This is a genomic window from Methanothermococcus jasoni, assembly GCF_049075655.1.
Lineage (GTDB): Archaea > AGJL01 > Methanococci > Methanococcales > Methanococcaceae > Methanofervidicoccus.
Genome location: NZ_CP157522.1, coordinates 1,550,339 through 1,563,793, shown reverse-complemented (window position 1 = coordinate 1,563,793; position 13,455 = coordinate 1,550,339). Strand labels below are relative to the sequence as shown.

Below are 13,455 nucleotides of genomic sequence, written 5' to 3'. Positions count from 1 at the left end.
ATATAAATTTTTCTTTTTTATATAATTTTATCTAATATTAATTTTACATTTTTAATTGTATCCCATGACACCAATATATTCCAACGAGCTCTATTTTATCAACATTATTTATAATTTAACATTAGTATCTTTTTTAGAAAAATTAATTTGGTGAGCTCATGCAAGATATTGTAAATATTCTTATAATGGGAGGAACAAGCGACGCAAACAAAATAGCAGAAGGATTAAAAAAAATAGATGGTATCTATACAATAACCACAACAACCACAAATTACGGCAGTGAATTGGCAAAAGAACATTCAAATAAAGTAATTTCAAGGCAAGATAACAATGAAACTCTTGAAGATATAATTAAAAACAATAATATATCTATCCTAATAGATGCCACACATCCATTTGCAGTAAATGCCACCAAGAGAGCTCTACAAGTTTCAAAAGATTTAAATATTCCATACATTAGATATGAACGACCTCAAAAGATTTATGAAAATGCCATATATGTTAAAGATTTTGAAGAGGCATCAGTGAGAGCTCTTGAACTGAGTAAAAAAAATATAATGTATTTGGCAGGCATAAAAAACTTAAAAAATGTTGCTGAAATAATTGGTAAAGATAGATTAATAGCAAGGGTGCTTCCAGTATCTATAAATGATGCCTTGAATATATTGCCCTCAAAAAATATAATAAGCATGCAGGGAATATTTTCAAAAGAGTTGAATAAATATTTAATAATGGATTATAACTGCGATGTAATAATTACAAAGGACAGCGGAAACAGCGGCGGACTAAATGAGAAGGTAATGGGAGCTATTGAAGCAAATGCAACTCCAATAATCGTGGAAAGGCCTAAAATGAACTATCCATTAAAGTTTGATAAAATAGATGATTTGGTAAATTATATTGTAAATCATATTAAAATTTAGTGCATGCTACCGCATCTAAATGACAGTATCAAATAACTCTTCTGCTCCTCTTGAAGTTAGTTGATGAATTGTAATTACTTTATCAGATATCTTTTTTAAACTTACAGTAGGCCTTATGTTTATACAGAATGTGAAGATTTTTCCTTTTTTAACTTCTTCCACATATTCAAGGAATTGCCAGTGCATGTCGCACTCTCCATCAGTTATAAATACAATGTCTCCATTGAAATCCAATGCCTTTTTAAGGGGCTTCTCGAAATTTGTTCCTCCTCCAAAAAATATAGAAGCAAATTCAATAATATCCTCTGAACATGGTTTTTTATCAAATATTCTTATTTCTCGGACATCATCATCAAATAATATACAGATAAATCTTTTTTTATCCCTTAGCTGAATTTCCAACAGGGATAATGCAATTGCCTTAGCCCAGATTTCTTTTGCTCCCCTCATAGAACCGCTTAAATCCAAACATACGATAAAATCTCCTTTGGTATCTTCATGATTTAAAATCTCGTAATTTAACAATTTATGCTCTGAAAATCTTTTTAAAAAATCGACATATAAACCTTCATCAGATAGGTTTTTTACCTCAGTTATAAGCAATTTTGATAAATCACTGCCATATTTTATATCGTGTTTCTCTCCATTGAAGTGTTTTATTTTTGTTTTTTGCTTTCTCAATGCCATCCTTTTAAATTTCCCCAATTTTTCTATAAATTCATTTAACTGCCTATTTTTTAAAAGCTCCTCTGCTAATTCCATTTTTTTCTTCGGATTTGTATAGCTTTTTACCCCATTACCTTTGCCGCAGATGGTATTTATTGATGACGAGATATTCTCCATATAACTACCGAGCTCCTCCATAATATCGCTTATATCATTTACCATGTTTTCGCTATAATCTTCTTTTTCTTCTTTCTTTTTTTTATCGAATTTTTCAGAAAAGTAAGATGTGGCAATAACTGAATAGGACTCATCTAAACTGGTAATGACCTTAATATTTTTGTAATGCCTGTTATTCATAATGGAGTCTATAATGGAGTCATGTTTTACAACCTCCACATGATATTTAAAAAACAGATAAAATATATCTTCTATTCTACTTTCATCCAAGTATTGGGCACGATAGGGTAGTTTGTGCTTATTTTCATTCCAAACGAGTTTATCGTATTTATCATGTTTTATTGCATTACAATTCATATTATTCATATTATCACAACCAATATTAATCATTATTTAGTAATACTATTATTACATTAAATCATAAATTATATATACTTAATTGCATAATAATATTACTTAAAATTTATAAATTTTTTGGTGATATTATGATATTAACAATATCGGAGCTCTGTATAAAACGACCTGAAAAAAATCCAAAAGGGGCAGAATTGGAATTAGATACGGACTGGAATATAGAATATAGTAAAAAAGAGGATGGATTTGAGTACAAATGCAGCTTGAAAACTGATGGGGAATTTCCATTTAAAATATCGGTGAAGGGAAAGATATTAAACAGTAAGTTTAATGAAGTCCCAGAAGAGGTATCTCTTAAAATATTGAATAATATTATAGAAGTAATACCAAATCTCCTTAATTTATCAAAAGAAAAAGAAATAAAAATAAAAATGCCATTGAAGATTAAAAGAGCAGGAGCTCAAATGGTTGCGTCATAATCACTTAAAAATCTTAAATAAATAATCCTTCATATTTTCAAAGTTCATAACAAACCAACCGCATGCAATCCCCAATATTGCACCAAATGCCACATCAAATGGATAATGCACACCAGTATATATCCTACTGTATCCAACCAATAATGCCCAGATAAATAATATTATTCCAATCTTTTTTGTGTTTGGGTACTTAAATAACATTGTAGATAATGCAAAGCTCATTGTGGTGTGATTACTTGGAAATGATGGTTCGGTTCCTTCATTTAATAGTAAATGAACTCCGTCTAAGCTTAAATAAGGTCGTGGTTCGTTGATTCCAAATTTTAATAGAAATACTATTAAAAAGGTAATTCCAAGACCTACTATAATTCTTTTGCCCAAATCTCTATATTTTACAAACATTGCAAGAGTCAATATTCCAATTACAATATATGTGGTTTGGGATAGCAATATGTTGAATTTATCTAGTATCCAATTGTTATGCGAATTTATTAAGTAAAATAATTGAATATTCATGTCCCACAATGATGAGAAATTAATATTTCTGAGCTCATATCCAAAATATGCCACAAGCAAAAATCTTGGGAACCTACCAATAAATGTTCCAGCACCAAATAATGATTTATTCATTTCAAAAATTCCTGCCAACCATGCTATGATTTTATAGGGAATGGGCGTTATTCCAGCTAAAAAAACTCCCCAAAATCCATATTTATCGAAAAAATGCTCTCCTTTTATTAAATATTTTTTTCCAAATAATCTTGAAAATGCAGGATGTCCTAACCTATCTCCAAGGAAATATCCAAATAATCCGCCAGACAATGTTCCAATTGACGCCACAATGGCAGAATATATTGGACTCAATCCAAACATGGGAGCTCCCATAATGAAAATATCTGGTGGGATGGGTTGGATAAATGCCTCTGTAAATGAAACCAAAAAAATTCCCAAATATCCATAATTATTTACTATATTTTGCATTATCGGATATAAATCCATACAACTCACCGCTTATTTTATTTCTTTTTTATTTTTATTTAATGAATACAGATTATGATTAATTGCAATGTTATTATGTCATAATTCGGCATTCTCCCATATTTCCACAAATCCATCAACAAGTTTATCAAAAAAACTTTCTTTATATATTATCAAGAGATTAATTATTCGTTCAGAATTATTAACTTTAAATAGACTAGTTCGTCCTTTTTTTGTTTTTTCAACAATTCCTGCTTCTACCAGTTTATTTAAATGCCATGAAATTGTGGATGGGGATAGCCCTATATTTTCAGATATTTCCTTGTGATTCGCAGGTTTTTCTAAAAGATACAGCAATATATGCCGTGAAGTTTTACGCCTTAGAAAAGATAATATCTTTTTATCAGTATCATCCAACTGGCAGTCTTTTGGGAAATATCTTACATAATCCCCATAATGCTCGCTTCTTATAATATTTCTCTTTTCTAAATAGTGAAGATGGTATTGCAGGCTTCCAACTGCCATATTTAACCTTTTTTCAATTTCTCTAAAATGTATTCCCGGAGATTTTTTTATCAAGTTATATATTTTCTTTCTACTTTCAAGACAGAGCTCATCCATACTTCACCTACTTTTTATAACCAGTGCAGTAAAAAACAATAGCAATATCACAAAATCCAGTAAATTTGCCACGATATCTATAAATTCACCTTTTTGAGGAAAAATTAAGTCAGAAATTTTTAAAAATCCTTTTACGGCATAAAAAAAGAACGCCACGGAAACTAAAAGAAGTTTTTTATTATGTTCTCTATGGTAGGCAATTGTAGAGATGATAAAAATACCTAATGCAAGAATACTTGATAGAAGCCTTATAATTTCATCAAGGTCCATTTCTACACCTCATGATACAATATTTGATGTTCCTTAACCTCATGTTTCGCTTTATATTTTAAATAATAATTACCAAATAAGCCTGCCAATATTGGTAAAGGTGTGGATAGATAGGTAAGCCCCCCAATTATTGCAAGTATTTTTGTGTTTAATTTCATGTTTAATGTTGGATTTTTTAATATTATTGATTTTATTAACTCTTTTTCAGAGGCATAAACAATATTATAACTCCAAAGTATGATATCCAATAAAGGTGTGGAGCTCCCCCAAAAAAATGTTTCTCCTTTGATTATTGCATGATATAATTCTTCTGAGGAATCTCCTTTAAATATTGTATATGCATTTCCCACCATTCTAGCTATATGGGCATCACTTCCTCCAATGTATGCAAAAGATTTGGAATGACTATTTGTAGAAGAAAAATTTTGTTTAATTTTTTTTAAGGTAAAGTTATTTATAATCCCATCTCTATGATATGCGTTGAATGCCTCTACACCATCCAGGTCTAGTTTAAAGATTTTATCCCCCAACGCACTACATATTGGACTGTATGGATGAGGAGCTATTGCCAAACCGCCCTGTTCGTGAATTTTCTCAATGGTTTCCTCAGCGGATAAGTGTTTCGGTATTTCCTCATTTAAATACAATCCTATTATTTCTCCATCCTTTGTTATTATCTCACTTCCAACGACGACATCGATTCCAAATTCTTTTTCGAACTTTTTAGTTTCCAAACCGCCCCTTATAGTATTGTGGTCTGTAATTGCAATTACACTTAAATCCTTCTTTTTAGCATATTTCATAATATTTCTAGGCTCTTCTATGGAATCTGGAAATTTTAATTTCCAATATCCTCCAATTCCAGAATATTTTGTGTGTATGTGTAAATCCGCTTTCATAATTTCCCCGTGCAGAATAAATTAAATTTTTCTAATTTTAAAATATTGTCTATTTAATACACTTAGTATATTTTTTGGTTCAAAAATCGAATAGAATTATATATTGGGGGTTATCCCCATATGTGTTTTAAAAAATTAAATTTGGTATGACATGCAGTTAAAATTATGATAAAAAAATAAAATTATGTTAAAAATAGTAGCAATGTTTTTAGTTAGTATTATTAGCATCATCGTTTGTTTCTTTATCTTGGGTATTATCGTCATTTAATTCTTTATCATTATATTCTGCATCGTCGTTTGTTTCCTTATCTCCATCTTTTCCATCATCATTTACTTCTTTATCATTATCTGTTTCCTGCGAGTCTGAACTGTCAATATTTAATATTTTTCCATTCCCTGCATCTACCTTAATATCTTTTATCCCATTGATTGTTGAGATTTCTACCGAATATACAACATACCCGTTTTCATTTTCAAGCCCTACATTAACTACTTTTCCAGATACTTTTGAAAGTGCTATACTTTTTGCCTGTTCAGCTGTAATTTTAGCATATTTTGCCAATGCCTGCGTTTCAGATGTTTCATCTCCAGATGTTTGGGGAGCTTTAACAGTTCCCACGTAGTTTGGATACTGCACATCTTCTTCTGCTGATACCGTGCTGTTGCCTAATGATGGGGATGTTGAAGTGTTGATAGCAAACACCGCACCAACACACATCAAGGCAAGGGATGCCAGTAGTGCAAATATTCCTTTGGACTTCATTCAATTCACCTCAGTATTTAGGATTACATTTCGTAATCCCGTTATTATGTGTATTGGGACTGTAATATATCTTTTCTGGTTCAAAACTCGAATATTAGTACAATTTTCGAATAATTAGCAACATAACAACGAAAAAAGATTAAAATAAAAAGACGGTAAGGGTGGCATATTATTAAAAGAATTAATTCGTAGGGAATATCCTATTTAATTAATCCGTCAGTCTTCTTATTTCTCCAAGATTATCCCTATACTTTAAAATCAACGGCATAAAATCCTCTATTAAATTTTTATCTCGTTCTTTGATTTTATTCAATATATGCAGAACATGGGGCGAGTATTCATCACAAAATTTCTTATATAAATTCAATAATAATGCCTCCTTATTCTCTGTCTTAAAAATCAAAGAAACTATGGCATCTGCATAAATTTCATCATTTAAATTTTTTATAAGTTTTGGGTAGGCATATATTGTTAATTTCGAGGGAATTTTTGCAAGAGCTCCGGCACTGGCATGTCTTATTATATCGAATTCACTATCAAGTGATTTTATAAGATATGGTATGTAGTTATAAACCTCTTCCACATACTTTTCCCCAACCTTTCCAATAATTTTTATTCCAAGGGATATTATTTCCCTATTTTTAGTATCCAATGTCTGAAATTCATAAACAATGTCAGCAAAATCCCTTTCCCGCGTTTCCCTAATCAGTGTAAATATGTCATCCAAGATATTTAATTCTATTATGTCATCTACATCTTTATTGTATATCTCACTTAATGCCTTTAATTTTGATATGTCATCCAATCTAAACATTTTTTTGTAATCTCTATTTTTATAATTCATTCAGCAACCCCTCAATGATTTTATCAAACTCTTTGCAGTCATTTAATATGTTATCTATAACCTCCGAGGATTTGCCGTTTGATGATGCCTCACTTCTCATTTTTTTCAATTCTAATTTTATATATCCAACCTTGCAGAGCATTTCAATAAGTTTGTTATAATCCTTCCCGCAATTTTTGATTTTTTTAGTGTTGATGTATTTTAATTCCTTTTTTAGATTGTCCAAAATCTCTTTCTTTTCCAATGCCTTCTGAGAATATGAGTTTGAACATTCAAAAATAACCTTTGATACTGTAAGGTAGTCCTCCACTTCGTCCCAAAATATATGTCTTAATATTTCTAAATCATTTTCATCAGCTTCTTTTTTTCCATTTAACAATGCATAGCTTTTTACGGCTTTAATGGATTTTTTAAGCCGTCTGTCGGATATAAATATGTTGTGGTGGTTCAATTTCATTTTTATATCCAGCAGATAATCGACAATACCGTCGATATTAACTTTTTCAACCTCTTTTTGTAATCTTTTAATATCCTCTACGGTAATCTTTGTTTTTGGTATATAATCCTCATCTAAATAAACTAGTTTTTTTAAATTTTCACGGCTGTTTATATTTTTAACGATTTTCCTAAACAAGAATCTGTCATAAAAGGCAAACAATCCATTTTCTTCGGGCAGTTCATTGGATGCTCCAAACAAACTTATCAAGGGAGCTCCCTGGACTTCATCACCATTGTGATATATTCTTTCGTTTATTATGGACAACAGTGCATTTAATATGCTACTGTTTGCCTTAAAAATCTCATCTAAAAATACAATTTCTGCATCAGGCATATAATTTTCCGTCTTTCTAGTGAATCTATCATTATCTTTAAGTTCTTTAATGCTTAAAGGACCAAATAACTCGTCCTCTGTTGAAAATCGTGTAATGAGTTTTTCAAAGTAATCTGCATCAGATATATGGGAAGAAATCGCTCTGATTAACTGGGATTTTGCAACACCCGGATTTCCTAAAAATATACAGTGCTCATTTGCCAAAATTGAAGTTAGAGCGATGTCTATCTCTTCCTTCCTTTCTAAAAAATAACTGTTCAATTCATTCCTTATTTTTTGTATTTTTTCTATGGCGTTCATGATATCCATTTTTTACCGTTTTTTTATTTTATTTAATTTGATAATATATTGGAATCTATATTCTAACTTTTAGTTCCATAACTTCAATGTCTATCATACTATTATAGTTAATATTTATTCAAATGTTCATATTTATTTTATTATTTTAATTATTTCATATTATTATTGTATAACCAATTCATTAATAATATTACAAAATAGATAGAAAGTATTATATATAAGTTATTGTAAATAATAATTTGGGGGGTCAAAAACCATAGGAACCACAAATCTAACAAATATAAACCACTCTAAACTTTGCCACTCTAAATTAATAACAATCCATAAAACTTACTATGGTATTTCCACGAAGTTCCTAAGCTAAGCGAAGAATTGATAAATTAGTGATTGAATAAAGCCCCGGGATTTTATAATATAACTTCACTATTACTGTAAAACTTCTCGCTTTGCATAATGCAAAAACCCACGAATTTATCTATCAAATAGTATGAAATTCCTTGGAATTTCATCTAATTCTACAAACAGTGGAGGTAAAAATGGGCAGTTTTGATTATTGTTTTAATATATTCCAATTTATCACATACAACTAAGAGTGAATCTAAACATGTGGAAATACTAAATTTTAGTTTTTTAGTTTTTATTGTGCATCTGCAAAATTTAGAAGTAATGTTGTCGGTCAGCATGATGTCTAATGTCTATATCACAAAAAAATGCCATTTTTAAAGCAATTTAGCCGATGTTTTAATGTATTTATTATGGGTCAATATTGTAATTTATTTTGCAGTGTGATAGTTTTAATATTTTTTCAGTATATAATCTTATTTATTTAATATTTAATAGAAAATATTATATACTAAATATTATAATTATACAAAAAGTTATTATTTAAATAGTATAAACTAAGGTGTTAGAATGACTATATATGAAGATAAAATAGATTTGTATGATGAGAAGGGAAAACTTCTTGAAGAAAATGTGCCACTGGACGCCATAAGCCCAATTATCAATCCAACGGTGGAGAAAATAATTGGCGATGTTAAGAGGTCTGTTGCAGTAAATCTGTCTGGAATTCAGAATGCACTAAAAAGTGGGGCAATTGGAGGTAAGGCATGCGTTTGCCCTGGGAGAGAGCTCGATTTGCCAATAGTAGAAAATGCCGAAATTATTGCAGAAAAGGTAAAAAAACTGATTCAAGTGCATGATGGGGACGATACAGTTGTTAAATTGATTAACAATGGAAATCAAATGCTTGTTCAGCTGCCTTCAAAGAGGTTAAAAGTAGCTGCCGATTATACGATATCCACCTTAGCCACAGGAGCTGCGGTAACTCAGTCAATAGTTGATACTTTTGACGTGAATATGTTTAATGCACCAAATATTAAAACTGCGGTTTTGGGAAGATATCCTCAATCAATAGATTTCCACGGTGCAAATATTGCGGCATTGCTTGGTCCGCCTGTAATGCTTGAAGGTCTCGGATATGGGTTGAGAAATATCATGGCAAACCACGTCGTGGCAATCACAAGAAAAAAGACATTAAATGCCGTGGCGTTGTCATCCATTTTAGAACAAACGGCAATGTTTGAAACAGGGGATGCAGTAGGTGCATTTGAAAGATACCACTTACTTGGTTTAGCATTCCAAGGATTGAACGCTAACAACCTTGTTTATGAGATTGTTAAAGAAAACGGTAAAAGCGGAACAGTGGGAACTGTTGTAGCATCAGTTGTTGAAAGAGCTCTGGAGGACAAAGTAATTAAACCATCAAAAACCATGCCATCGGGATTTGTAGTTTATGAACCTGCTGACTGGGCATTGTGGAATGCTTATGCAGCGGCGGGATTGGTTGCATCCATTATGGTGAATGTTGGGGCAGCAAGGGCTGCACAGGGTGTAGCTTCAACGGTGCTTTATTACAACGATATTCTTGAATATGAAACTGGATTGCCGGGTGTTGATTTCGGTAGAACAGAGGGAACTGGGGTAGGTTTCAGCTTTTTCAGTCATTCTATCTACGGCGGTGGAGGTCCAGGAACATTCCATGGAAACCACGTAGTTACAAGACATAGTAAAGGATTTGCCATTCCATGTGCCGCCGCTGCCATGTGCCTTGATGCAGGAACTCAGATGTTTTCCGTTGAAAAAACATCTTCATTGGTAGGTATGGTTTATAGTGCCATTGACTATCTGAGGGAGCCGTTGAAGCATGTTGCCTTGGGGGTCTCAGAGATTAGAGATAAACTTTAAAATTTAACCTTCTTAGTGCATTATCTTGCTACATATTTATTATTAAAGCTCATGGGTGAAATTATGGAAGAAATAAAAGCCGTAGATATTCAAATATTCCCTTACAGATATTTAAAGCCCGAAACCACTGAAAGAGTGTTAAATTCAATTTATAGTCTTGGAAAGGACATAATAAGGGTAATTATTCATGGTCAATCTTTACCAAAATATGTTTATTACGGACCTGCAAGAGGCACCCCTGTAAATCATCCAGATAGGAAAGTCATCAATGTTAATGGGAAAGATGTTGAACTAACCGTTAAGGTTGGGAAATTCATCATCACAGTTCCATACGAAAAAAGTGTAGAGCTCTCAGAAAAATTAGATGAAATATGTAAAAAAGCATTCCCATTCGGTTATAATTTGAACTTGGGAGCATTTACAAAAGTAAAACCAACAGTTTCCGACTATTTAAAGTATGGAGAAGGGTTTGAGGATAAAATAGACCCTAGATTAATAGGAATGGCTGACCCTACTGCAAGAACTTCTGATAAAGTTAAGATGATTAAAGGTGATTAAATGAAAGGGAATTATAAACCGCAGTTTTACCCTGGGGAAACGATAATAGGTGAAAATAGAAGAAAGCACATGGACCCGAACTGTGAATTAAAAAAACTAAGGGAAATTTCAGATGATGATTTGGTCAGAGTTCTGGGACATAGAAACCCCGGAGAAAGTTATAGAACAGTTCACCCACCATTGGAAGAAATGGACTTTGAAGAGGATGCAATTAAAGACCTTGTAGAACCAATTGAAGGAGCAAAAGAAGGTATAAGGGTTAGATATATTCAGTTTGCAGATTCTATGTATAACGCACCAGCTCAACCTTATGATAGAGCTAGAACATACATGTGGAGATTTAGGGGAGTAGATACTGGGACACTCTCAGGAAGGCAGGTTATTGAAATAAGGGAGCTCGACTTGGAAAAGATTTCAAAGTGGTTAGTTGAAACAGAAATCTTTGACCCTGCAACATGTGGTATGAGAGGAGCTACTGTGCATGGGCACTCATTGAGGTTAGATGAAAATGGGCTCATGTTTGATGGATTGCAGAGATACATCTACGATGAAAAAACAGGGCATGTTCTGTATGTAAAGGAACAAGTTGGAATACCTTTGGATGAACCAGTAGATGTTGGAGAACCGCTTCCACAAGAATATCTTGCAAAAATTACGACCATTTATAGAAAGGACAATATTGGAATGAGGGAAGACAAAGAGGCATTAGAGGTTGTTGAAACAATACATGTGGCAAGGAGTGAAGGCGGATTTGGAATGAACGCATTTAAACACGATTTGAAAAAGAGATTAGGTGAGGAATAATGGATGCTGAAAAGAAATTGTTCTTAAAGGCGTTGAAGGAAAAATTCGAAGAAGACCCAAAAGAAAAATACACGAGCTTTTACTGCTTCGGAGGATGGAAACAGTCTGCAAGAAAAAGAGAGTTCTATGAAGCAGCTCAGGAAATAACATCAAAAAGGGGAATTCCCGGATACAACCCAGATATTGGAGTTCCATTGGGACAAAGAACATTAATGACCTATAAAATATCTGGAACAGACGAGTATGTGGAAGGAGATGATTTGCACTTTTGTAATAACGCGGCAATTCAGCAGCTTGTAGATGATATTAAAAGGACGGTCATTGTAGGTATGGACACAGGACATGCTGTTCTTGAAAAAAGGCTCGGTGTAGAGGTTACGCCTGAAACAATAAACGAATATATGGAAACAGTTAATCACGCACTGCCAGGAGGTGCCGTTGTTCAGGAGCACATGGTTGAGGTTCATCCAGGTTTAGTTTGGGATTGCTATGCAAAAATATTTACAGGAAATGATGAATTAGCAGATGAGCTCGACAAAAGATTTTTAATCGACATAAACAAAGAGTTCCCAGAAGAACAGGCAGAGATGTTAAAAAAATACATTGGAAATAAAACATATCAGGTTTCAAGGGTTCCAACAGTAGTTGTAAGGTGCTGTGATGGTGGAACAGTTTCAAGATGGTCTGCTATGCAGATTGGAATGTCATTTATTACGGCATACAAACTCTGTGCTGGGGAAGCTGCAATTGCTGATTTCTCATATGCGGCAAAACACGCAGATGTTATCCAGATGGGAACAATACTTCCTGCAAGAAGGGCAAGAGGGGCAAATGAACCAGGGGGAGTTCCATTCGGTGTATTTGCCGACATAATTCAAACATCAAGGGTATGTGATGACCCTGCGGAAGTGACCTTGGAGGTAATCGGAGCTGCGGCAACATTCTACGACCAAGTATGGCTTGGCTCCTACATGTCAGGAGGGGTAGGATTTACACAGTATGCAAGTGCGACCTATACAGATGATATTTTGGATGATTTTGTGTATTATGGAAAGGATTATGTGGAAGACAAATATGGGATGTGTGGTGTAGAGGCTTCGATGGATGTTGTGAGGGATATTGCGACAGAAGTAACATTGTATGGTATGGAACAGTATGATGAATACCCTACATTATTGGAAGACCACTTTGGAGGTTCTCAGAGGACAGGAGTTGTTGCAGCAGCAGCAGGCTGTTCCGTTGCATTTGCCACAGGAAATTCAAATGCTGGAATTAATGGATGGTATCTAAGCCAGATATTACACAAAGAATACCACAGTAGATTGGGGTTCTATGGATATGACTTACAAGACCAGTGTGGAGCAGCAAACTCCGTATCCATTAGAGCTGACGAAGGTGCATTGCATGAGGCAAGAGGTCCAAACTATCCAAACTATGCCATGAATGTAGGACATCAGCCAGAATATACAGGTATAGCCCAGGCACCACACGCTGCAAGAGGAGACGCCTTCTGCTTTAACCCACTTGTTAAAGTAGCATTTGCAGATAAGCACCTGGTATTTGACTTTAAGTGGCCAAGAAAGTGCATTGCAAAAGGAGCTCTGAGGGAGTTTGAACCTGCGGGTGAAAGGGATTTAATTATTCCCGGAAATCATTAAAAAATAGATAAAATGCTTCGCATTTTATTGCATTTACGAATGAAATGAGTAAAACTTAAAACCAAAGGTTTTAGGTCGCTTG

General features: G+C 33.3%; 14 protein-coding genes. 6 read left to right on the top strand and 8 right to left on the bottom strand.

Annotation, left to right across the window (positions count from 1 at the left end; all coding sequences use genetic code 11):
• Window positions 1-158 precede the first annotated feature (158 nt).
• On the top strand, window positions 159-923 hold the full coding sequence (cobK, locus tag Mjas_RS08185; RefSeq protein ID WP_421077667.1) for a precorrin-6A reductase: 765 nt from the start codon (window positions 159-161) through the stop codon (window positions 921-923).
• Between the two features lie 15 nt (window positions 924-938).
• Here cobK and Mjas_RS08180 read toward each other — a convergent pair whose 3' ends face one another.
• Window positions 939-2,132, bottom strand: coding sequence for a hypothetical protein (locus tag Mjas_RS08180; RefSeq protein WP_421077666.1), 1,194 nt, complete (start codon window positions 2,130-2,132; stop codon window positions 939-941).
• A gap of 119 nt (window positions 2,133-2,251) precedes the next feature.
• On the opposite strand from Mjas_RS08180, the gene Mjas_RS08175 reads away from it, so the two are divergent.
• Window positions 2,252-2,599, top strand: a complete 348-nt coding sequence (locus Mjas_RS08175) for a hypothetical protein (RefSeq protein WP_421077665.1) — start codon at window positions 2,252-2,254, stop codon at window positions 2,597-2,599.
• On the opposite strand, the gene Mjas_RS08170 is transcribed toward Mjas_RS08175, so the two are convergent.
• The 7 genes from Mjas_RS08170 to Mjas_RS08140 all read right to left on the bottom strand — a co-directional run bounded on the left by Mjas_RS08170 (window position 2,600) and on the right by Mjas_RS08140 (window position 8,115).
• Window positions 2,600-3,598 carry a phosphatase PAP2 family protein gene (locus tag Mjas_RS08170; RefSeq protein ID WP_421077664.1) on the bottom strand — a complete coding sequence of 333 codons (999 nt, stop codon included), beginning with the start codon at window positions 3,596-3,598 and terminating at the stop codon, window positions 2,600-2,602.
• A 78-nt stretch (window positions 3,599-3,676) separates the two neighbouring features.
• Complete coding sequence (locus Mjas_RS08165) at window positions 3,677-4,198, bottom strand: winged helix-turn-helix transcriptional regulator (RefSeq protein ID WP_421077663.1); 522 nt, start codon at window positions 4,196-4,198, stop codon at window positions 3,677-3,679.
• A 3-nt stretch (window positions 4,199-4,201) separates the two neighbouring features.
• Window positions 4,202-4,468: a hypothetical protein gene (locus Mjas_RS08160; protein ID WP_421077662.1), complete on the bottom strand. Its 267-nt coding sequence runs from the start codon at window positions 4,466-4,468 to the stop codon at window positions 4,202-4,204.
• A 2-nt stretch (window positions 4,469-4,470) separates the two neighbouring features.
• Window positions 4,471-5,367: a PHP-associated domain-containing protein gene (locus Mjas_RS08155; RefSeq protein WP_421077661.1), complete on the bottom strand. Its 897-nt coding sequence runs from the start codon at window positions 5,365-5,367 to the stop codon at window positions 4,471-4,473.
• A 208-nt stretch (window positions 5,368-5,575) separates the two neighbouring features.
• Window positions 5,576-6,130 (bottom strand): PepSY domain-containing protein, encoded by a 555-nt coding sequence (locus tag Mjas_RS08150; RefSeq protein WP_421077660.1) that lies wholly within the window; start codon window positions 6,128-6,130, stop codon window positions 5,576-5,578.
• Window positions 6,131-6,338: 208 nt separating this feature from the next.
• Window positions 6,339-6,974: a hypothetical protein gene (locus Mjas_RS08145; protein ID WP_421077659.1), complete on the bottom strand. Its 636-nt coding sequence runs from the start codon at window positions 6,972-6,974 to the stop codon at window positions 6,339-6,341.
• Entirely contained in the window at window positions 6,964-8,115 is a 1,152-nt protein-coding gene (locus Mjas_RS08140) for an AAA family ATPase (protein WP_421077658.1), read from the bottom strand. The genes Mjas_RS08145 and Mjas_RS08140 overlap by 11 nt, the downstream gene beginning before the upstream one ends.
• A 903-nt stretch (window positions 8,116-9,018) precedes the next feature.
• Between Mjas_RS08140 and mcrB the strand changes: the two genes are divergently transcribed.
• The 4 genes from mcrB (at window position 9,019) to mcrA (ending at window position 13,373) form a co-directional block, all read left to right on the top strand.
• A complete protein-coding gene (mcrB, locus tag Mjas_RS08135) occupies window positions 9,019-10,353 on the top strand; it encodes a coenzyme-B sulfoethylthiotransferase subunit beta (protein ID WP_421077657.1) in 1,335 nt (444 codons plus the stop codon).
• 63 nt (window positions 10,354-10,416) lie between these two features.
• The gene (gene mcrD / locus Mjas_RS08130; protein ID WP_421077656.1) at window positions 10,417-10,911 is read left to right on the top strand and encodes a methyl-coenzyme M reductase operon protein D; all 495 of its coding nucleotides are present in this window, start codon (window positions 10,417-10,419) and stop codon (window positions 10,909-10,911) included.
• On the top strand, window positions 10,912-11,715 hold the full coding sequence (mcrG, locus tag Mjas_RS08125) for a coenzyme-B sulfoethylthiotransferase subunit gamma (protein ID WP_421077655.1): 804 nt from the start codon (window positions 10,912-10,914) through the stop codon (window positions 11,713-11,715). It abuts the gene before it with no gap.
• Window positions 11,715-13,373, top strand: coding sequence for a coenzyme-B sulfoethylthiotransferase subunit alpha (gene mcrA / locus Mjas_RS08120; protein ID WP_421077654.1), 1,659 nt, complete (start codon window positions 11,715-11,717; stop codon window positions 13,371-13,373). The genes mcrG and mcrA overlap by 1 nt, the downstream gene beginning before the upstream one ends.
• Window positions 13,374-13,455 lie beyond the last annotated feature (82 nt).

What these genes read in the sequence shown, in the direction of transcription:
- cobK (WP_421077667.1), top strand. Translation starts at nt 159, where the DNA reads ATGCAAGATATTGTAAATATTCTTATAATGGGAGGAACAAGCGACGCA.
- Mjas_RS08180 (WP_421077666.1), bottom strand. Translation starts at nt 2,132, where the DNA reads ATGAATAATATGAATTGTAATGCAATAAAACATGATAAATACGATAAA.
- Mjas_RS08175 (WP_421077665.1), top strand. Translation starts at nt 2,252, where the DNA reads ATGATATTAACAATATCGGAGCTCTGTATAAAACGACCTGAAAAAAAT.
- Mjas_RS08170 (WP_421077664.1), bottom strand. Translation starts at nt 3,598, where the DNA reads ATGGATTTATATCCGATAATGCAAAATATAGTAAATAATTATGGATAT.
- Mjas_RS08165 (WP_421077663.1), bottom strand. Translation starts at nt 4,198, where the DNA reads ATGGATGAGCTCTGTCTTGAAAGTAGAAAGAAAATATATAACTTGATA.
- Mjas_RS08160 (WP_421077662.1), bottom strand. Translation starts at nt 4,468, where the DNA reads ATGGACCTTGATGAAATTATAAGGCTTCTATCAAGTATTCTTGCATTA.
- Mjas_RS08155 (WP_421077661.1), bottom strand. Translation starts at nt 5,367, where the DNA reads ATGAAAGCGGATTTACACATACACACAAAATATTCTGGAATTGGAGGA.
- Mjas_RS08150 (WP_421077660.1), bottom strand. Translation starts at nt 6,130, where the DNA reads ATGAAGTCCAAAGGAATATTTGCACTACTGGCATCCCTTGCCTTGATG.
- Mjas_RS08145 (WP_421077659.1), bottom strand. Translation starts at nt 6,974, where the DNA reads ATGAATTATAAAAATAGAGATTACAAAAAAATGTTTAGATTGGATGAC.
- Mjas_RS08140 (WP_421077658.1), bottom strand. Translation starts at nt 8,115, where the DNA reads ATGGATATCATGAACGCCATAGAAAAAATACAAAAAATAAGGAATGAA.
- mcrB (WP_421077657.1), top strand. Translation starts at nt 9,019, where the DNA reads ATGACTATATATGAAGATAAAATAGATTTGTATGATGAGAAGGGAAAA.
- mcrD (WP_421077656.1), top strand. Translation starts at nt 10,417, where the DNA reads ATGGAAGAAATAAAAGCCGTAGATATTCAAATATTCCCTTACAGATAT.
- mcrG (WP_421077655.1), top strand. Translation starts at nt 10,912, where the DNA reads ATGAAAGGGAATTATAAACCGCAGTTTTACCCTGGGGAAACGATAATA.
- mcrA (WP_421077654.1), top strand. Translation starts at nt 11,715, where the DNA reads ATGGATGCTGAAAAGAAATTGTTCTTAAAGGCGTTGAAGGAAAAATTC.